The sequence below is a fragment of the Thermaerobacter composti genome (assembly GCF_033582035.1).
GTDB classification, from domain to species: Bacteria; Bacillota; Sulfobacillia; order Thermaerobacterales; family Thermaerobacteraceae; genus Thermaerobacter; species Thermaerobacter composti.
Window position 1 is genome coordinate 1,478,003 of the sequence record NZ_CP132508.1, and the last position, 18,466, is coordinate 1,496,468.

The following is an 18,466-nucleotide window of genomic DNA, read 5'->3' on the forward strand; positions in this document are numbered from 1 at the left end:
ATCCCCCTCAGTAGAGCAGGTGGGTGCTCCAGCGCATTTTGTTTTCCGTGATGGAACCGATGGCGAGCTTGTCACCCGTGATGGCGCCGGGCGCGATGTGCTGGCCCTGAATTACCTGCTGGGCCAGGTGCTGGGCCAGGATGACCGCATTGGCGATTTGCTCCGAGGTGATTTGCCCGACCAGGGCACCAACTGGCAGTGGCACCTCGCCGGAGGCTACCGCCTGCTTGGCATCCTCCCTCGCCTGATCGGCCTTCTGCTGGGCGCCCTCGGGCGTTTCGGCCTTCACCTCCGCCGCCTCCGTCGGCGTGGCTCGCACCCACTGGTTGCCCGGGCCATCCCACCGCCGCCAGACGTTGGGCGTCTGCGACGTATCAAGCCAGAGCTGCCCGTCGGCGGGGTTATCGGGCGGGGTCGGCCCCTGGTGGACCGAGGCCTGTTTGGCGTCCCACTCACCCTGCTTCGCGTTGAGGCGCTTCTGCAGCTCCGCCACAACCTTGGGCAGCGTGATGACAAGCTGCCGGTACTGCCCCAGGGTCACCTTGTCGCGGCTCGGGTCGGTGTAGCTCCGTTCAATCTCGATGACCCGGGCCTCGAGGGCCATCGGCGGGTCCACGCTGGCATCGTGGATCGTCACCGTGTCTCCGAGCCGGACGGCCTCGTGCTCCAGCCCTGCAATGTGCTCCAGGACCGCCACCTCCACCTCGTAGGTGAAGCGCCCCTGAATGCGCTGCTGCAGGGCGTCCCAAGTTTTTTGCAGCAGCTCTTCGGGGTTGTCCTCCTCCGAGTCCTCGAACACACCGAACAAGTGGCGGCCACCGGGCAGGCCCCACCGCTCCAAGGCATCCGGGTCGCCCACCCAGTCCTGGCCCAAGGGCTTGTCCACGGGGTCGCCCTTGGACCGGGACCACTCCACGCTGGCAAAGGTCAGCCGCTGTCCCTTGTCGTCGCTCTTTCCGAGGCCGATCATCGCCGTGACCAGCTCGGTCGTGTCCTCCACGCGCTTGAGGCCCCGGATGTCCTGTCGGTACTCGAATCGCTTCCCCGTCACGCGGCCCCGCCGCTTCAGCATGTCAACGTAGCGGCCCACGATGCGGCCGTCCCTCCATTCAACCCGCCAGCGCAGCTCACCGCCGAACTCGGAGGCGATCTGGTGGAGCGTGGCCGTGACCGTCTGGTACTCCTCGATTTGGATGGTCTTGAGGCCCGCCCACTCCACCACGCCCGGCTGCCACCGGGTGCCCGCCAGGGCGTTCGTCAGGGCCTGCTCGGCCGTGATCCACGTCCAGGTCTGCGGCCGGACAATGGCCCCGTTCAGCTCCAAGGCAGCGTTCTCGCAGGTAACCCTGCGAATCCGCCGCCCCTCCTCCGCGTCCACGTCGTCCTCGACGATCTTGATGCGGAGCTGCAGGAGGTTGCCGTCCAGGTCCTTGAGCAGGACATACCCTTCCGGCTCGATGGCCTGGGCATCGGGGTGGTCCGCGGGCACGGCGAACTCATAGGTGACGGCCGCGTTCTCCAGCGTCTCCTTGTACGTGTCCTCCAGCAACGGGCAAGCAGAAGGGCCGTCGCCCAGGACGGCCCTCACGGTTTCGTAGCGGTCGAGAACCATCACCTGCATCACAACCACCGCTCTCGGTACGAGAGCTGTACGCTGACTGCCCCTTCCGGGGCCACGCCAATGGCGACCGGCTGCCCCGGCTGAAGGCTAAAGAACTCGCTGCCGGGGTCCAGCAGGTCGAGACGTGGTTCACCGTTCAGGTACACCGCATGGCGCTCGCAGTCGATCTCGATGATGTCCCCCGCGTCGGCGATGTACGGCACCTCTGCCGTGCCCAAGGGGTTGATCTTCTCGACGACCACCGTCCAAAAGCGGACGGTCATGGGCTGATGGGTGCTATAGGCGCCCGCATGTAGCTGCACCTGGGCGAGTGGGTTCATGTACTGGTTCATGCTGTCGACCCATTCCCGGTACAGACGGGTGTGGTGCTTGCCCGTGGTCTTGTCCACCATGGCGAAATAGGCGTGCCACCTGTTGCCGATCCGCCCGATGCGGATGAGACCGTCGAAGTCGTTCCAGACCCCGGCCTTCGCGCCGTGGGTGGGCTGGACGAAGTAATACCCGCCCGACAGGGCGCCAGCCCGGGCCTCGCCCCACATGTCCTTGACCCCGGAGTGCGTGTCCTTGAGCGCGATCTTCCCGAAGATGGCGTTGTTGACATCGAGCAGGTACAGCTCAGCTCGGCCCACGCTCTGCTTGCTGTTGGAGAGCTGCACGAACACCGTGACCCGAAAGTCCTGAATCGGGCCGCCAGCCACGCTTTTTTTCAGGGCCGGGCCGTGCCAGCCCGAACCGGAGCCGTAGGACGACGGCTCGAAATGGGTACCGGTGCTGACAAGGGAGCCGGTCACCGCCCCGCCGTCCACCTGCGTAGCGCCGATCCAGCCGGTCGTCGTGTCCAGCCCGTCCACGAGCACCTTCTGCTCCTTCGGGACCGGGGTCTCCTCGACGCCCTCGGGGCGCCCCAGCAGCACGTACTTGTCCGGGGTCGCAACCAGCAGGTACGTGATGGGCGCCTGGACGTTGACCGTAATCACCGGCCACGCCTCCGCCGTCCCCTGAGCGGTGACGATGGTCTCCCCGTTGATCGCCAGCGTGCGTTCTGGCCCATAGGCGAAGGGGTCCGAGGCGAAGAAGGGGATGGTGAACCGGCCATGACGGGCCACCATGTCCACGTCGATGGAGCCGGACACGCGGGCCATGTACGTCTTATCCGACTCGGTGTCCAGCACCAGCTCCCGCTCCCCCTTGGAGGGGTCCAGCCAGGCGGCAATGGCGCGAACCTTGGCACGTAGGTCCGCCTCCGAGCTGGCGATGACGAAGCACTCCAGCTCGATTTTCCGCCCCTCGAACCGGAAGCCGTAGTCCCACACACCGTGACGGCCCGGCACCTCCTGATGCCGATCAGCCGTCTCTGGCAGCAGGGGGAACGGGGAGCGGAGCAGGTACACGTCGAATGTGCTGGAGTGAACTCCGTCAAACGTGAAGCCCGGCGCGTTGGCCGGGCTGATCCCCGTCACGACGGCCATAGCATCCCCTCCGCACGCAGCGCGCGCGTGTACTCGCGCTGCATCTCCTCCATCATGCGCCGGAAGTCCCGTAGGTCGCGATCATTCCGCACCGTCAGGTTCTCGATCACCACGAAGGGCGCGTTCTGATTCACCGTCTGCCTACGAACACCGGCGGCCGCGGTCGCAACGCCGGTATGAAGGGCTGGGGCAGGCATGGCCATCACGGTCAAGCCAGCGAGATGATCGCTCGCGACCCGCACAAGGTCGCTGGCCCGGCGGAGGCCCTGCGCAAGGCCCTCGGCAATGCTCTCACCGTACTCGATCATGAGCCTGGACGGCGAACGGATCCCGAGAAGGTCCGCAATAGGCCCTGGCACCACGCGCTTCGCCCAGCCGGTGACCTGGTTCTTCAACCAGCCGCCCAGGCTGGCGATGCCGCGCCACAGGCCCTGGACGATCTGCCGGCCGATGTTGTAGAGCCGGCTGCCCAGGCTGGCCACGCGGCTGATCGAGTTCCAGACAAACCGGCCGAAGTCCGCCACGATGCGACCCAGCCACCGGCCGACGGTGCCGGCCATGCTGGACATGGCGCCGGCGACGCGGCTGGTGACGCCGGTGCCCCAGCTGGCGATTCGGCCGAGGATGTTAGATGCCCAGTTCCGGATCGTACCCAGCGTGTTGGACGCGAAGCCCTGGAACCGCCCGATCCACTGGCCCAGGTACTGGCCCAGCAGACCCGTAATTCGCCCGACGATCCAGAGCTGGAAGAAGCCCCACAAGGCCTGTAGGGCGCCGCTGACGATCTGCTTGACCGCCTCCCAGGCGCCGCGCCAGTCGCCCGTGAGGATGGCCGCGAAGAACTTGATGATGCCGGTGATAGCCCTCACGACGCCGGTGATGATGTTGACGGCGGCCGACAGGTAGTACCGCACCGTGCTCGCGATGGTCTCGAACACGAAGCGGAAGATTGCTTCGAGCCACTGCATCACCGGCTGGAGGGCCGGCTGGATCGCCCGCCACCGCTCGGTGATGTAGCTCACGAGGCTGGCCACCGTGGGTGCGATCACTGCCCAGGCCTCGCGGAACTTGGCCACCACCTGCGACCACAGCTGCAGCGTGAGGTCCCGGATCCCGCCGAAGTTCGTCTGCCAGGCCTTGTAGAGGAGGAAGGCGATCCCGACGAGCCCCATCAAGACGCCCGCAATGGGGGCCAAAACCGGCAGCACGCCGCCGATCGCCGTCGACATGGCGGTCCAGCCGGCTGCAATGGACGGCAGGGCGGCGAGGAGCATCAGCATGGGGCCGACCAGAAGGAGGAGCCCGGCCGCGGCGGCACCGCTGATGGCGATAAGGCGCTGCAAGGGGGCCGGCAGCGCGTTGAATCGCTCGACAAGCCCCGTCACGAGCCCGGTCAGCCGCTGCACGGTGGGGACGAGATGGTCGCCGATGTTGATGGCCGCACTCTCCAGGGCGCCCATGAGCTGCTCGACGGCCCCCGGGAGGTTGTCCATCATCGTCTCGGCCATGTGCTGCGCCGTGCCGTCGGCCTTCTGGAACTCGCGGGTCAGTTGCTCAAGCGGCTCCGGCCCGGCCTTGATCAGGGCCATCATGCCGCTCATCGCCTCGGCCCCGAAGATGGCCGACGCAGCCGCCAGCTGCTGCTCCTGGCTCAAGCCGCGGAACTTCGTGGACAGCTGGGCGATGATCTGGCTTAGCGGCAGCATCCGCCCCTGTGCATCGGTCACGGAGATGCCTAGCCGGTCCAGCCACTTCTTGGCTTCCTTCGGCGGCTTCGCGAGGCGGATCAGGGCCATGCGGAGCGTCGTCCCGGCCTGGTCCGCCTTGATGCCGGCGTTCCCCAGGATGGCCGCCGCGGCCGCCATCTGCTCGAGGCTCTGCCCCGCCGAGCGGGCCACCGGGGCGACGTACTTGAACGTGTAGCCGAGGTCGCTGATGGAGATCGACGAGGCGTTGGCCGCCGCAGCGAGGACGTCGGCAATGTGCGTCATGTCCTTCGCCTGAAGGCCGAATCCGCTCATCGCGGCGACCATGATGTCGGTGACCGCCGCGAAGTCCTCGCCGCTCGCAGCGGCCGCATTCAGTAGGCCGGGCATCGCGTCGATGATCTGGTTCGTATTGAACCCCGCCGCGGCCAGCACGGTCATGCCCTGGGCGGCCTCGCTGGCGCTGTAGACCGTCTTCGCGCCGAGGTCGATAGCCGTCTGCCGGAGACGCTGGAACTCGGCGTCGGTGGCGCCCGCCAGCGCCTTGACCCGGCTCATCTCCTTGTCGAAGTTGGCCGTGGTGCGGATCGCCAGACCAAGCCCGCCAGCGATCGCCAGGCCGGCGCCGGTCATCCCCATGCCGACGTCCCGGATCGTGTCCGAGACGTTCTTCATCCGGTCCTGGAACTTGGTGGCCGTCTCGTTCGCCAGGTTGTCGATAACGCCCCCGGCGGCTTGCAGCTGGGCCTTGGCCTTGGCGATGTCCGTCTGCAAGCGGTCGAGCCGCAGGCGGATCTCCGAATAGATACTGCCGAGGTTTTCCGCCACGCCAAGGCCCCCCTTTCAGGAGCGCGGCCCGCCCAGCCAGACGCGGGCGTCGACCGCCGGTTGCTTGCCCTGCTCGAGGTAGGCGAGGGCCAGGGCCGCGGCCACGTCGAAACAGTAGGCCTCGTAGCCGGACAGGCCGGAAAGAAGCGACGACGGCCGCAGCCCGAAGGCCTTGGCCGTCGCCACCAGCTCGACGAAGGCGTCAGGATTCTCCACGAAAGGACTCCAGCGCCTTGAGGTCCTTCGTCACCCACTCCAGGATGGCGAGCTTCTGCGTCAACGTCAGTGGCAGGATCTCGGTGATCTGCTCGTAGGTCGGCTCGACCAGGGCCTCCTTCGCAATGGCGTCGAGGGCCGGCATGAGCTTGTGCAAGTCGAGGTCCACCTCCGGCGCCGGAGCCGGCCGCGGGGGCTTGCCCTCGAAGGCCTCCTGCACCTTCACCTTCAGCGCGTTCGGCAGGAAGTTGTGCTGCAGGATCACGGGCGTCAGGTCGACCTTGCGGAGGCGCACCCGGATCGTGCCCTGCCCATCCCAGTCTGGCAGGTCGACGATCTCCCCACGGGCCCGCTGCCGGATCTCCTCCAGCGTGATGACCCGGTCCTCATCCATGCGGGTTCACCTCACTGCAGCTCCGCCGGCAGCTGCTCGACGAACTCCCACCGGCAGTAGGACTCGCCCGTGGCCGGGTTCTCGCGGGCCCGGATCTCGAACTCCGGGGTCCCCCACTCCTGGTCCTGGTGTTCGATGGACGGAGCGTAGCCGATGCAGAAGGGGAAGGTGTACTTGATGAACCCGTCCACGCCGCCGGACTTGTTGAAGTTCGCCACGTACAGTTCGGCCTGGAACGGCGTCCGCTGGGCCTGCTCCTCGATGGTGGGCGCCACGTAGCCGATGACCTGCTGATTGCCCGCCCCGTCGTCTTGCGTGAGCAGCTGCCCGCCGGCGATGATCTGGGCGGCCTGCGCGTCCATCCGGGCATCGGTCAGGGTGATGTTGACTCCGACCACCACGTCGTGCTCCTCGAACCGGGCGAGGACCCGGTCGCCCCCACGAAGTTCCCCGGACTCGCCCTCGACGGTTTCCGGCTCGACCGACGCGCTCTGCGCCGTCTTGATGCCGTGCCGCGTGGGGCTCGCGGGCATCGAACCGTCCGGGTTGAGCGGGGTCAGGACAAGCCCGCGAACGCCCTTGAGATACCCCGTCTTGGCCTGCGGAAGCGTCGGCATACAACGTTACCCCCTCTCATACAGCGACGCAGCCCGGAACCGAACCAGGCGGGCCATGAGCTGTTCTCCCGGCCGGCCGACATCGGTAAAGTCGTTCACGCCCGGGATCCAGGCCACTTCGTATCGTTGGCCCGTCTCGGGGTCCTCGACGTCGCGGCCGTTGAGCGCCCGGATCACTTCCTCGACCACCGCGTCGAGCTCGGTCCAGTCCGTCATGTCTCCGTAGACCCTGACCTCGATCTCGTCGTGGCCGGCATAGCTGATCCGCGTACTGGCCGTGCCCGGCACGATCTTGACCGTGGCATAGGGTCGCGGCTCCTTTCGGGCGTCGACCAGGAACGCCTGGTAGACGCGCCCCTGCAGGCTCGGCACGTTGTCGCGGAGACGGGCGATCACGGCCCGGCGGATCATGCCTTCCACTCCTCGTTCCGATCCCCACCCGGCCTTGCGCTCGCGTGTAGCGCCGCGACAGCCTATCCTCGCCACAGCTCCTCGAAGGACCGCTTGAGGTCGGCCTCGAACTTGCGCCGTGTCGGGCCGATGATCGCGTAGCGGCCCTCGTTGGCGAGTTCGAGATAGACGCCGTAGTGGACGGTGTGTCCCAGCCGGATGCGGACGGTGTGCCCATCGAAGCTGGCGCCGGCGAACAGGCCGTTCCGCGCGTTGCCCGTCCGGTCTTCCCAGGGCGCCTCGCGCTTCATGTGGGCTTCCATGCGGCCGGCCCAGTTTTGCGCCAGGGCGATGGTCGCCGCCCGCTGGCGCAAATGCCATGCGTCGAGGTTGCGGAGGACCCGCCCCAGCCCCTCGGGCATCACTGGACCTCCTCCAGCGTCGCCTGCTTGGCGAAGACCTCGCCGCCCAGCTTCCGCTCGATGACCCGCACCACGCGGAACGTCCGCCCGTCCGCCTCGAGCCGGTCGGTCGCTTTGAGGTCGGCGTCGTGCGGGGCCAAAAGCAGCCAGTCGAACACCCGCTGGGTGCCCGCCTCGGTCTGCGTCGCCTCCGGCTGAAGGTTCCGCGGCACGAGTCGGCCCGTAAAAGCCGGGAGGACGGTCTCCTGCTTGGACCGTCCCCCCGTTTCCTTCCGCGTGGAGGTGGTGCGCGTCACCGTCACCTGCACCGGGTTCTCGGCGATCAGCCGGGCGTGGGCGCCCCGCAGGGCCTTCAGCGTGCTCATTGGATCGCCCCCGTCCCCAGCACGTCCGGCGGCTCAAAGGCCAGCAGGCGGGAACCGACCTGCGGCGCCCGGGCCCGGAACCGCTCGGCCATCGCCAGGCAGTGGTCGCGGTACTCCTTCAACGAGACGAACCGGTGCGTCTCGTCGCCTGCGCGGGACTCCTCAAGGCCTCCGCGCTCCGACATCGCCCGCGCCGCCTTCCGCTCCCAGCACTCGGCCGCGGCTTCCTCGATGGAGCCGGCGGCCTCCAGGACCTCGTCAAGCTCCTCGTCGGTGAACCGCGTGTTCTGGTCCGAACCGCCGAGCGGGATGACCTCGTCGATCAGGCGTCGCAGTTTGGCCCGCAGCTCAGGCGCCGGCGTCACGGCGCGTCACCTCGCTGCCCTCCACCACGCTGCGCGACCGCCGTGCCGCCCGGTCCGATCCGGGCCTGGCCGGCCGGAAGTGCGGGCAGTCCCGTTTCATGTCCCGCGTGGCTCCCGTCCACCGCTGCCAGGGGAGTGCCGGGTGGCAGGGGTGGGCCGGTAGAAGGTCGGGTTCGGCACCGGGCGCCCACGGGTAATGGGCGCAGTCAGCGCAGCGGGCGGTCGTGGCCTTTGCCATCTTCACATCCCCCTCACGCCCGGCGTCGCTTTGCCCAGGCCTCTACCCTAGGGCAGCGCCAGTTCCTGCACCGCCTTCTCCGGCGAGCAGACCACGCCGCGCCGGGCCCGCCCAACGATGGCACCCTGGATCAGGCGCTTGACGTCCGCCTGGCCGGCATCGACGATCAGGTCGTGCTTGACGAGCTCGACGAAGTAGCGGCTGGGGTCGATGAGGTACGCCTTGCCCGGGTCGACGCCGGGGTAGGCGTAGGTCTTCTCGCCCACCGTCACGGAGTACCCGTCGTAGAAGATGAGCGTGTTGATCTGGCTGATCTGCGGGTAGATGGTCCCGCCGATCTGCTGCCGCTGCAGGGCCTGCTCGATGTCCCACTGCCGGCTGGAGTGGGCCAAGAGCACCGTCGGCCGGCGCGGGGATCCCGTGTCGGCGTCCTTGTCCTGCGAGGCGTCCTTGAGCCCCTGGATGATCGTGTTCCGGAGCTTCTCGAGGTAGGTGTTCCCCTCCGTGGACGCCGCCGTCTTGTTCTTCGCGGGGTAGTTGTAACTCACGATCGGGCCGAGGTGCAGGTGGTTGAGGAGCGCGTTGTACGCCTCCCCCATCGCCCGCGAGAGCTCGGCGACCGACCAGTCCTGCGAGTACTCGACGACATCCTCCGTCCACTCGAAGCCGGCCGCGTAGGTCACGATCGGTACCGTGGCCGCCGGGCCGACCTTCATGTCGCCGAACTTGACTTCCTCCCCTTCGAGGTGCTCGAGGAACACCACCCGGGCACCGACGAAGGGCCGGATCTCGATGTGCTGCGGGAAGTTCCGGTTCTCCCGGCGCCGGTAGATCGGCGTGTAGAGGAGCGGCACCTGCTCGCGGCCGAGTTCCAGGTCGAGGACGACCTTCTGGACGAGCTGCGTCAGGCCGCTCGCCGTGGTGATCATCTCGCCGACGGGCCGTTCGAGGTCGTAGACCTCCATCTCGCCGTGGACGATCCGCTTCGTCACGTGCTCGAGCCGCCCGCCGGGCGCGATGTACGGCACCTGCTCCTCGACGGTCTGCCTCCGGCGCTCGGCCCGCAGCGTCTCAAGGCTGATCACCTGGTAGGCCATCGGTTCTCCCCTCCATCAGGCCAGCGGCTCGAAGACGAACCAGATCACGTTGTTCGCGTCCTTCGCCTGCGTCACACGACCGACGCGCCGGTTCGCACCGGCTCCGTCGCTGGTCGTCAAGACCTTGTTCGCGGCGTCCCAGTACACGGCGTCGCCCACGGCGAAGGCGTCCGCCGCGTTGATCTGCGAGGTCTCGTACTCGGCCTGCTCGATGAGCAGGACCACCTGCTCGCCCTCGGCAGCGGTGTTGACCGCCAGGCCGAAGAATCCGGCCACCTCGGCGAACGTGTTGGCCTGCACCGTCCCGGTGCCGGCAGGCACCGTCACCTTGACCGAACGGCCGTCGCTGACCTTGCGCGCCATGGATGGCTCCCCTCCCGTCAGATCCGAACCCGCCGAACCACGAGCCCGTTACGCGGCGGTCGGCCGCCCCCGTCGGGGCCTGGTACATTCGGCGGTACCCACCCGGCGAATCCGGCCTCAAGGGCCTGGCGGACATCGTCCTGTTGGAGCATCTCACCGACGGCCTTGCGGATCGCGGCTTCGTCGGCGTTCTCGTCAAGGCGGGGCTCCACGAGCCGGCGTACCAGCGGGCGGGCCGCCTGGAGCGGAACCATCTCGCCTACCACCTTCTCGAGCAGCTGCTCCCGCTGAGCCTGACGGGCGGCCTGCTCCGCCTCGAGTGCCTGCTGGACCCGTTTCACAACCCGGTCAGGGTCGGCCCCTTCCATCCCGACCAGCCGGGCCATCTCGCCAACGGCCTTCTCGGCCGCCTGCAGCCTCGACCACTGCTCGCCGGCCAGGACCGGTGCCACGTCCTCCAGCTTCACGCCGAGCTCGCGGACCACGTCCTCGGCCTTCCAGCCCATCTCCCCGGCGATCTGGGCCACAGAGGGCCGATGCTTCCGCAGCTCCGCCAGCAGATCCTGAACACCCATGCCGTTGCCTCCTTCCTTTGGCTCCGCCGGCTGCACCGCCGGCGCCGTGATCGCGTCCATCTCGCCCATGGCGACCACGGCCGTCGGCATCCCGGCCCGCCCCAACGGCGTCCAGTCGATGCTCAGCGGCTTGTAGTCCACGACGTGCGTCTCCCCGCCCACCTGCCGCAGGGTGGGTACGCCGAAGATGCTGACGGTTCGCACCGCCTTGGCCCGAAGCCACCGCTTGAGCTTGTCCGCCGCGGGGTCGATCACGCCGCGGATGTAGGCCTTGCCGTCACGCCAGAGGGCCCCCACCCAGTGCGTCACCGGCTCGGGGAACTCGTGGTCGACGTCCTCCGGCTTCTGATGCCCCAGGAAGCCCGGCAGCCCCTGGCTCATGACCTCGCCAACGATCTGCTGCAAGGCTTGGGGCGTGTAGACCCAGCCGCGCTTCGAGCGGCCCGCCGGGATCTCGACGACGACTTCGAGCGGGTCCGGGTCGCCCGCCTTCAGGGCCTCCAGGTCCACCCAAGGCGCCAGCGGCACGTCCTCAACCCGGATTTCCCCCGACACCATCGCCGACAGGCGGACCGTTTCCCCCTCGGCACCCTGCCCGGCCGCTTCGCGCAAGGACTCTGGCGGCTCCAACTCGAGTTCCCGGTAGTGCCGGAGGAGGTGCCGGGCCGCGGTCCGGCGCTGCTCGGGCGTTAGGTTCGGCTCCGCCCGGGCACCGGCGAGCGCCTGAGCCGCGGCGATCACGCCGTTGCGGTTGAGCACCAGCGTGTCTCCCTGGATCTCGTGGTGCGGCCCCCAGCAGTCGGCCTGCGTCAGGTCGGCGTTCACCTCCGCCTTGACGACGGCGTACATCTCGCGCACGGCCGCCGCGGCGCCTTCCTCCTGCTCCTGGAGGGCCCGCTTCAGCCGCTGCCAGATCGCCGACTTATCCACGTCGCCCCAGGGCCGGTTGCTGGTCCTGTCACGGGCGATCCGCAGCGCCATGGCCTCACCCCCTTTCCGACCAAGCGAAAACCGCCGGCGCGAACTGGCCGGCGGCTAGCGGTATGTCCTGGTGGTCTGCGACAACACCTTGGGCGGGTCGGCGCTGCGCTCCGGGTGGATCCGCAGGGTCGGCTGCTGCGTCGGCTGCGGCTGCGGGAAGACCTTGGGTGCAAACTTGCCGTCCACGCCCCGCGGCACCCAGGTTTGGCTCTGCGGGCTGTACTGGCGGATGTGTCCGCTCATGGGGCCTCCCCCCTCCGGTGGACCGTCAGATGCAGCAGAACCTCCGGGTCCGTCCCGGCCCGCTCCCGAACCTCGCAGGAATGCAGCTTCACGCCGAACGGTAGGGTCGCCAGGGCCTCGCGGATCATGCCGGCGTAGTTCATCTCCGCGAGCGTCAGCGGCTCCTGGCCCGAGGGCACCGGCGGTGGCTCCATGCCCTTCGGCAACACGTCGCCCGGCAGGCCCCGCACGTTCCCACCTCCGAAACGAAGGCGCCGGGATGGGCCCCGGCGCCTGGTGCTTGGTGTAGCCTGTCTTCCGCCTCGTGGGCGGTCAGTCGCCAGCCGCTGCGGCCTGCTGCAGGTAGCCGGTCAAAAACTCGTCGAGCCACTCGGGCCACGCCAGGTCAATAGCCAAGGCCTTGTCTTTCAACGAGGCCAGGCGATTCATGTTCTGTTCGAACACCCGCCGTTCGCCGGTGGTCAGACGGCCCTCCCGGTAGGCCCGAACGAGATCCTCCACATCCGCAAGGAACTGGTCATGCCATTCGACGACGAAGGCGTACTGTGTCACGGGATGAAGGGTCTCCCAGTCCGCAGCATTCATCTCAAGTTCGTCGAGCCATCCCCGCAAGTTTCTCAGGGCGATCCGCTCGGCTTCTTCAGCCATTGGAGAGCACTCCTTTGCGGGTTTTGGACGATCTTGTTCCACGTCGACTGGTAGCCCGTCACCCAATGGCCAAATCCCGCACGATATTCAACGATCGTCCACGGCGCCCCTTCCGGCCCCTGCTTGCGGGACCGGCCGACGAAGCCAAGCTGCCGGAACACGCCTCCATACACGTTCACGAAGACGCCTGACCCTGGGTCCAGAATAACCGCCCGCAAGTCGTCGACGTACTCATCGAGACTTGTCCCCGGCGGCCATTCCTGTTGCACCACCACGTGCCGGAGATAGTGCGCTGCGTCAGACGGCAAGAGGTCGTGGCTTCGAATGATGCGTCCCTGCCACTGCAATCCTGCAAGACGCCCACCAGCTCGCTCCGCGGGGGCGGTGTTGAACCCCGCTTGCGCGGCTTCCTGCCGAAGGAAGCCGATCGTGGTGCTCGTGACGAGCCGCTGGCCGCTGATGATCTGGTCGATCAGAAGATCCAGCAGCCGGCCCCCACCACTCCCACCCGTGATCAGGGGCGGTCGCGGAAGAAACTCCCGGACTCCAGTGTACCACGCCTCCAGGTCCGGCTGGCTCTGCGGGTCCCGCAGCCATGCCCGAAGACGCTGGACGAACGCATCGGGATCTTCGTGCGCGGGCACCACGACGCACCTGCACCACGGGTGGGGCCGTTCGGGCTCTTCGCCCTTCGGCCAGAACCCGTTGCCGTTGTTTGCCGCGTAACGGTCGCAGACGTCGGGCACGGGGTGGCTCGCCGAGAGCCGCCAGTACACCCCGAGATAGGACGGGATCGCCCGCTGCGCCAGGATCGTGCCCTCGTGGAACGCGGTGTTGACCTCGGTCACCGCCAGCCGCAAGGCTTCCATGGAGAGATCCTTCGGCACCCGCAGGCGGCGGCGTGTTTCCGGCTTCAGGGCGGTCCGCACTCCGGGCTGCAGGTATCGCTGCACCTGCCGGGCCAGAACCCGAGCATCCTGGCCCCGCGTGACGCCGTCCTCGACGATGCGCCGGACCGCGTTCCGCGCTCGCTCGGCAATCCGCCAAACGCGGTTGGACAGCCGCAAGCCGTCGCCACGGGTCCGGCTGAGCAGAGCCAACACGGCCCGCTCGTTGATCGCGGCAAACATGCGCCGGACGGCCGGCGGTTCGTAAACCGGCGAAAGCACGTCCAGGGCCAGTTGCTCGGCCCCGCGGGTGGCTTCGCGGACGGAGAGCTCAATCCCTGCCGTGATCGCCTTCAGCAGCTGGTCGTTGAGTTCCCGCGCCCGGCGGTCCAGCAGGCGCTCCAGGGCCCGCAGGTGATGCTGCTGCAAGGTGCCCGACGCCACGGCCTCAAGGTCCCGGCGGACCTGCCGGGCCACCCGGCGGTAGAGCCGCCGGACCTCGGCCGTCGTTGCGGCCTCCCCCTTCAAGAACCGCTCGCGGGCCCGGAGGATGTACGCCCGCCATTCGGGGTCCGGCAAGCCCCGACGCCAATCCCCGCCGCTGAGGACGGCCACCGCTTACAACTCCTCGTCCTCGTCGGAGCCGCCGGCCGCGTCGAGTCCCTGACCGTCCTCCAGCCGGCGCAGGAGCAGCATCGTCCGGGTCACCCGCCGGCGCTCGTCGTCGTCGGCGTCGGGGTCCACCCAGGGGAGCATCGTCGGGACGAACTCGCGCAGGAACTCGGCCGCGGCGTCCTGCGACATCAGGCCGCTCTCGACCGCCTGGGCCAGGCCCTCGACGAGCGTCTTGACCGTGGTTGCGACTTCCGAGTCGTCCCTGGGGCTGATCTCCTCCCAGCCGATGTCCGCCTGGTAGGTATCAAGCTTGCGGCCCTCGATCGTGGACCACATCGCCAGGAACATGGACGCCAGCTCGCCGTACGGCTCCTCGAACTGGCCCCGCTTCCGGCGGATCTTGCGGGCCAGGGGCACCATCTGCTCGCTGACGGAGGCCTTGCTGCTGCTGACCGCGGTGCCGAAGGCGAACTCCGGCGTCTCGGACACGTCGACGATGCAGAAGAACAGGAACTTCAACAGCGTGGTGATGCCCTCAAGGCCGCTGTCCGCGGTGATGAAGGCCGCGTCGTCGCCCTCTTGCAGCAGGAAGATCTCCTTGTCCGCGAACCGCAGCCGGCCCGAGCGGACCTCCTCCGCGGAGAAGTTGTCGCTCAGGAACCGCTGGACGTCCTTGAGCTTGAACTTCGCCTTGGGCCGGGAGAACAGCCGCGACCCCTGAACCGCAAACAGCATGACATCGTGGTACGCCTTGACGAAGGGCTCCACCGGCTCAAGGTCCGAGGCACCGTAAAGCTCGGTCTCCTCCGCCTCGTTCTTGAAGTGCACGACCGGGATGAACCCCCAGGGGTTCGGCTCCGTCGTGTTCTGCGCCTGGACGTCGGCCGGGGCCCGGCTGTCGGCTTCGATGGTCCGGGTCTTGGGCGTCAGGATCTCGGTCACGGTGTACCGCTGGATCACCTGGCCCCGGTCGTCGGTCACCACGCCCGGGTAGCGGATGATGAGCTGCTGCCAGCCCCCGGTGATGGGGTCGACCACCGGCGTGACCCACTCGGGTGGGATCAGGCGTAGCTCCCAGTCCCCTTCGCCCCGTCCGAACCGGGGGGCGACCCGTAGGATCCTGGCAAACACGTCCCCGTCCCGAAGGGCGTTGCGGTTGATCCGGAACACCTTGCCCGTCCACCGGCTAAAGACCGCCTCGAGAGCCTGGTCGGCGTCCGGATCCGGATGGGTGAAGTGCGGTGTTCCCATGAAGCCGGCCGTCGTGTTGATGATCGGGCGGCAGAACCCCGCGCCGAGCTTGTACCGGTCGTCGGTGTTGCGGTACAAAGCCCGCGCCAGGCCGTAGTCGACCCGGCTGGAATCGAGCGTGTACGGCGTGAAGTATGGCGACGCGACGAACCCACCAGCCCGTAGGATGCTGATCTCGCCGCCGAGCAACCGGCGCCACCACGAGGGGCGGCGCCGGAGAATCGAAAGCCTGCTCATACCAGCGACGCCCCCCTGAAGAGGCTCCGGACGGATTCCGGGAGCGGTTCCCGGCCCGCCTTGAGCGGCCAGCAGGCGAGGGCCAGGGCCATCACGGTGTCGTCGTGATAGCCGCCCGTGGCCTCGGGCTTCACCCGCTGGCCGTGCCGCACGTTCCGGAAGTACCGCAGCTCGTCTCGCAACGCGGTCCACGACGCCGGCAGTCGCAGCTTCTTCTGCTGGGCCAGGACGACCAGGTTGCTGACCAGCTCGGCCCGGGCCCGCTCGCTGAAGACGAAGGCTTCGCAATTCCGGATCTGCTCCGCCACGGGCTCGCCCACGCCGGTGGCGTCGAGCAACACCCGGGCGTTGTACTTCGCCTGCAGCTCGTTGACGTGGGCGATCACGTCGGCGTACAGGCGACCCTGGTAGCGGTGCCACTCCGCCAGCCGGTAGGGCGGCTTCGTGACGTCCAGGACGAGGATCACGGTGTAGTCCTGGTACTTCGCCAGGTCGACGCCGATGGTGTAGCGGTGACCGTTCTTGGGCCCGCTCGCCGGGGCGTAGTCGTCGAACAGCTCCACGAGCAGCGACCAGGGGAAGACGGCCGTGTTGTCCTCCACGAATTCGGCCAGGAACTCGGTCCGCCAGACCAACTCCGGCACCTCGCGACGAGTGCGCTCGATGTCGTCCGCGTCGATCCGCGGGTTGTCGTAGATCGTGGCATGGAAGCTGCGGTAGTAACCCGTCGGGTCCTCGAGGCCCTGCTGGTAGAGCGTGTAGACGTAGTTCATCCCGTTCGGCGTCGTCTCGAGGCGCAGGCTGCCCTTGCGGTCCAAGACCATGGCCCGGATCACGTCCTGGTACACCTTGTCCTTGACGAAGGCCGCCTCCGTGATGGCGACGCCGTTGGCGCCCTTGCCACGGAGGTAGACGCCATCGCGGGCCGTCGACCGTCCGAGCAGCTGCGAGCCGGTGATGAACGTCGCCTCCGGGAAGGGGCTCCACTTGATCGGTCCCTTGAGCAGCCGGGCCAGGAGCGGGTTCTGCCCCGCCCGCTGCTCGAGCTCGGTGAAGTAGATCTTGGCCTGGTCGATGGACGGCGCGGTCACGTACCAGACGTGCCGGCGGTGCGTGACGAGCTGGTGCACGACGTCCACCAGGGTGATGGTGGACTTGCCGAAGCGCCGGCCGGCCACCTTCACCTGAACCCGCCCGCCGAGCTCGAGGGCCTGCACCTGCTTGGGCGAGAGGTCGAGCCCGAAGAAGACCTTGGCGAAGTACGCCCGGTCCCGCCGGGCCCGGTCCATGACCCGCTCCAGCCGCTGTCGCTGCTCATGGGTCAGCAGGATCATCCTCGCCCACCAGCCGCATCAGCACCTCGGCCAAATCGTCGGCCGGGGTCTCGCCCAGCAGCTCCTGCTTCGCCTTGGCGTGCTGGCGGAGCTCGGCGGCCGTGACACCGTAGAGATCGACCAGCGCCTTCGGCGGCTTCTCGTTCCGCTCCATGTACTCCTGGATCCGGCTGGCCGCGGCGGCATTAAGCTTGGCGCTCCGCTCGATGACCTGGTCGATGAGCTGGATGTCGGACACGCGCTTCGCGCCAGCCTGCTCGAGTTGCTGCTGGCTGGCCTCCCACTGGAGGAAGGCTTCCTCCCGGACATTGAAGTGCTCAACGAAGTGGTTCCGGACGGCAGCGAACGAGACGGTCCCCTCCAGCCGGCGCTGGATCTCCCGGAAGCTCGCGCCGTCCAGGTGCCACTGCTCGATCGCGGCGCGGCGCGGGTGATTGCAGATCTTGCACCGGGAGGAGTATCCCGCCGGCATAGGCGGTCACCTCCCGCCCAGGTGATCGGGTAGCTGATCAGCTGATCAGGGTGATCAGCCTAACAGCCCCTCCACTACATAGCCGCGGCGTGGGCGACAAAGTTACAGCGGGCTGGTGGGGTTCAATTGATCCATGCACCCACCCCAATGTTTGGTAAGTTTTTCTGGGGGGCTGAAGTGCCATGGACAAGTGGGTCGAGCAAGTGTCTTTGATGGTTATCGGCGGCGTTCTCACCGAGCTCGGACGACTCGGAATCCGGCGCATAGAGTCCTACCTAGCCAAACGGTCAGAGTCGTCGCCTACGTTATCGCCCGAGGAGGCCGAGGTCCTCTTGGCTCTGGGCATCCGAGGCGACGGTTGCGCCATTTACAGCCATCCCACCCTAGATCGCCACTACGGCGTCCTTTTGCACCGCGTTTCGCGCCGGCCTCTCGTGGATGTCGAATCTACCGAACGAGGACAACAGCTAGACCAGGCATTCTATCGCCTCCAGGACAAAGGGCTCATCGTTTGGGAAAGAAGGGCTCTGTACCGTCTGACTGATGCAGGACTTCGGGAAGTAGAGAAGCTCCAAAAGTCGCGGCGTTGGCGACAGCTGGTCAATCGCATGCGCGAACAACAATCGTAGTTCACCTAGCCCTCACTACATCGCAAGGGAATCGACTACGAGTTTCTGACGGGCGCGTTGGAGCAACGTCCTAACGGTACGTCGCGAGAGCTTAAGCATCCGGGCCACTTCCCGCTCCGAGAACGCCTCGCCGACCACGAGCACGAAGACCTCCCGCTCCATGGGGCTCAAGCGATTGAGCTCGTTCCAGAGGGCCGAGCGCATGGCCGCCCGCTCCCCCAGGCCGCGATCGGTGAACTCGCAGTAGACCGCCCGGACCCGGTCCAGCAGCGCCGGGTCGACGGGTACGACCCGCGGGTACGGCCCCCAGCGCTCCGGGGGCGGGTAGCCCGTCTCCATGTACGTGATGGTCCACTGCAGGTCGCGGATCATGCCCCCGATTACCTCACGGTCTCCGGGCGACTCCGCTAGCCGCCAGGCTCGCCGCGCCAGGCGCAGGCTCTCCCGGTACTCGGCGATGAGGTCCTGCAGGTGTGGGCGCACCCCGGTATCACCCCCGCACG

General features: G+C 67.7%; 21 protein-coding genes. All 21 read right to left on the minus strand.

Going from position 1 to position 18,466, the window contains the following annotated elements:
* Positions 1-7: 7 nt before the first annotated feature.
* Positions 8-1,621, minus strand: a complete 1,614-nt coding sequence (locus Q5761_RS05945; protein WP_318751544.1) for a phage tail spike protein — start codon at positions 1,619-1,621, stop codon at positions 8-10.
* Positions 1,621-3,090 (minus strand): distal tail protein Dit, encoded by a 1,470-nt coding sequence (locus tag Q5761_RS05950; RefSeq protein WP_318751545.1) that lies wholly within the window; start codon positions 3,088-3,090, stop codon positions 1,621-1,623. The genes Q5761_RS05945 and Q5761_RS05950 overlap by 1 nt, the downstream gene beginning before the upstream one ends.
* Positions 3,078-5,624: a phage tail tape measure protein gene (locus Q5761_RS05955; protein WP_318751546.1), complete on the minus strand. Its 2,547-nt coding sequence runs from the start codon at positions 5,622-5,624 to the stop codon at positions 3,078-3,080. Before Q5761_RS05955 ends, Q5761_RS05950 begins: the two co-directional genes overlap by 13 nt.
* Positions 5,625-5,639: 15 nt before the next feature.
* Positions 5,640-5,840 (minus strand): hypothetical protein, encoded by a 201-nt coding sequence (locus tag Q5761_RS05960; RefSeq protein WP_318751547.1) that lies wholly within the window; start codon positions 5,838-5,840, stop codon positions 5,640-5,642.
* The gene (locus Q5761_RS05965) at positions 5,827-6,234 is read right to left on the minus strand and encodes a hypothetical protein (RefSeq protein WP_318751548.1); all 408 of its coding nucleotides are present in this window, start codon (positions 6,232-6,234) and stop codon (positions 5,827-5,829) included. Before Q5761_RS05965 ends, Q5761_RS05960 begins: the two co-directional genes overlap by 14 nt.
* A gap of 11 nt (positions 6,235-6,245) precedes the next feature.
* Positions 6,246-6,851, minus strand: a complete 606-nt coding sequence (locus Q5761_RS05970) for a hypothetical protein (RefSeq protein ID WP_318751549.1) — start codon at positions 6,849-6,851, stop codon at positions 6,246-6,248.
* Positions 6,852-6,857: 6 nt separating this feature from the next.
* Positions 6,858-7,262: a hypothetical protein gene (locus tag Q5761_RS05975; RefSeq protein WP_318751550.1), complete on the minus strand. Its 405-nt coding sequence runs from the start codon at positions 7,260-7,262 to the stop codon at positions 6,858-6,860.
* A gap of 62 nt (positions 7,263-7,324) precedes the next feature.
* Positions 7,325-7,663: a hypothetical protein gene (locus Q5761_RS05980; protein ID WP_318751551.1), complete on the minus strand. Its 339-nt coding sequence runs from the start codon at positions 7,661-7,663 to the stop codon at positions 7,325-7,327.
* Positions 7,663-8,028, minus strand: a complete 366-nt coding sequence (locus tag Q5761_RS05985; RefSeq protein ID WP_318751552.1) for a hypothetical protein — start codon at positions 8,026-8,028, stop codon at positions 7,663-7,665. Before Q5761_RS05985 ends, Q5761_RS05980 begins: the two co-directional genes overlap by 1 nt.
* Positions 8,025-8,393, minus strand: a complete 369-nt coding sequence (locus tag Q5761_RS05990) for a hypothetical protein (RefSeq protein WP_318751553.1) — start codon at positions 8,391-8,393, stop codon at positions 8,025-8,027. The genes Q5761_RS05985 and Q5761_RS05990 overlap by 4 nt, the downstream gene beginning before the upstream one ends.
* Positions 8,394-8,678: 285 nt before the next feature.
* Entirely contained in the window at positions 8,679-9,728 is a 1,050-nt protein-coding gene (locus tag Q5761_RS05995) for a hypothetical protein (RefSeq protein WP_318751554.1), read from the minus strand.
* A gap of 15 nt (positions 9,729-9,743) precedes the next feature.
* Positions 9,744-10,091, minus strand: coding sequence for a DUF2190 family protein (locus Q5761_RS06000; RefSeq protein WP_318751555.1), 348 nt, complete (start codon positions 10,089-10,091; stop codon positions 9,744-9,746).
* A 17-nt stretch (positions 10,092-10,108) separates the two neighbouring features.
* Entirely contained in the window at positions 10,109-11,647 is a 1,539-nt protein-coding gene (locus tag Q5761_RS06005; protein ID WP_318751556.1) for a transcriptional regulator, read from the minus strand.
* Between the two features lie 54 nt (positions 11,648-11,701).
* A complete protein-coding gene (locus tag Q5761_RS06010; protein ID WP_318751557.1) occupies positions 11,702-11,890 on the minus strand; it encodes a hypothetical protein in 189 nt (62 codons plus the stop codon).
* On the minus strand, positions 11,887-12,120 hold the full coding sequence (locus tag Q5761_RS06015; RefSeq protein WP_318751558.1) for a hypothetical protein: 234 nt from the start codon (positions 12,118-12,120) through the stop codon (positions 11,887-11,889). Before Q5761_RS06015 ends, Q5761_RS06010 begins: the two co-directional genes overlap by 4 nt.
* Before the next feature lie 82 nt (positions 12,121-12,202).
* Positions 12,203-12,538 carry a hypothetical protein gene (locus Q5761_RS06020; RefSeq protein WP_318751559.1) on the minus strand — a complete coding sequence of 112 codons (336 nt, stop codon included), beginning with the start codon at positions 12,536-12,538 and terminating at the stop codon, positions 12,203-12,205.
* A complete protein-coding gene (locus Q5761_RS06025; protein ID WP_318751560.1) occupies positions 12,508-14,040 on the minus strand; it encodes a hypothetical protein in 1,533 nt (510 codons plus the stop codon). Before Q5761_RS06025 ends, Q5761_RS06020 begins: the two co-directional genes overlap by 31 nt.
* A gap of 3 nt (positions 14,041-14,043) precedes the next feature.
* Positions 14,044-15,528 carry a phage portal protein gene (locus Q5761_RS06030; protein WP_318751561.1) on the minus strand — a complete coding sequence of 495 codons (1,485 nt, stop codon included), beginning with the start codon at positions 15,526-15,528 and terminating at the stop codon, positions 14,044-14,046.
* Positions 15,525-16,862 (minus strand): terminase large subunit domain-containing protein, encoded by a 1,338-nt coding sequence (locus Q5761_RS06035; RefSeq protein WP_318751562.1) that lies wholly within the window; start codon positions 16,860-16,862, stop codon positions 15,525-15,527. Before Q5761_RS06035 ends, Q5761_RS06030 begins: the two co-directional genes overlap by 4 nt.
* Positions 16,843-17,334 carry a hypothetical protein gene (locus Q5761_RS06040; protein WP_318751563.1) on the minus strand — a complete coding sequence of 164 codons (492 nt, stop codon included), beginning with the start codon at positions 17,332-17,334 and terminating at the stop codon, positions 16,843-16,845. Before Q5761_RS06040 ends, Q5761_RS06035 begins: the two co-directional genes overlap by 20 nt.
* Before the next feature lie 644 nt (positions 17,335-17,978).
* Complete coding sequence (locus Q5761_RS06045; RefSeq protein ID WP_318751564.1) at positions 17,979-18,446, minus strand: sigma factor-like helix-turn-helix DNA-binding protein; 468 nt, start codon at positions 18,444-18,446, stop codon at positions 17,979-17,981.
* Positions 18,447-18,466: the final 20 nt, after the last annotated feature.

Coding starts and splice junctions, on each gene's coding strand:
- Q5761_RS05945 (WP_318751544.1), bottom strand. CDS start 1,621: ATGCAGGTGATGGTTCTCGACCGCTACGAAACCGTGAGGGCCGTCCTG.
- Q5761_RS05950 (WP_318751545.1), bottom strand. CDS start 3,090: ATGGCCGTCGTGACGGGGATCAGCCCGGCCAACGCGCCGGGCTTCACG.
- Q5761_RS05965 (WP_318751548.1), bottom strand. CDS start 6,234: ATGGATGAGGACCGGGTCATCACGCTGGAGGAGATCCGGCAGCGGGCC.
- Q5761_RS05970 (WP_318751549.1), bottom strand. CDS start 6,851: ATGCCGACGCTTCCGCAGGCCAAGACGGGGTATCTCAAGGGCGTTCGC.
- Q5761_RS05975 (WP_318751550.1), bottom strand. CDS start 7,262: ATGATCCGCCGGGCCGTGATCGCCCGTCTCCGCGACAACGTGCCGAGC.
- Q5761_RS05980 (WP_318751551.1), bottom strand. CDS start 7,663: ATGCCCGAGGGGCTGGGGCGGGTCCTCCGCAACCTCGACGCATGGCAT.
- Q5761_RS05985 (WP_318751552.1), bottom strand. CDS start 8,028: ATGAGCACGCTGAAGGCCCTGCGGGGCGCCCACGCCCGGCTGATCGCC.
- Q5761_RS05995 (WP_318751554.1), bottom strand. CDS start 9,728: ATGGCCTACCAGGTGATCAGCCTTGAGACGCTGCGGGCCGAGCGCCGG.
- Q5761_RS06000 (WP_318751555.1), bottom strand. CDS start 10,091: ATGGCGCGCAAGGTCAGCGACGGCCGTTCGGTCAAGGTGACGGTGCCT.
- Q5761_RS06005 (WP_318751556.1), bottom strand. CDS start 11,647: ATGGCGCTGCGGATCGCCCGTGACAGGACCAGCAACCGGCCCTGGGGC.
- Q5761_RS06010 (WP_318751557.1), bottom strand. CDS start 11,890: ATGAGCGGACACATCCGCCAGTACAGCCCGCAGAGCCAAACCTGGGTG.
- Q5761_RS06020 (WP_318751559.1), bottom strand. CDS start 12,538: ATGGCTGAAGAAGCCGAGCGGATCGCCCTGAGAAACTTGCGGGGATGG.
- Q5761_RS06030 (WP_318751561.1), bottom strand. CDS start 15,528: ATGAGCAGGCTTTCGATTCTCCGGCGCCGCCCCTCGTGGTGGCGCCGG.
- Q5761_RS06035 (WP_318751562.1), bottom strand. CDS start 16,862: ATGATCCTGCTGACCCATGAGCAGCGACAGCGGCTGGAGCGGGTCATG.
- Q5761_RS06040 (WP_318751563.1), bottom strand. CDS start 17,334: ATGCCGGCGGGATACTCCTCCCGGTGCAAGATCTGCAATCACCCGCGC.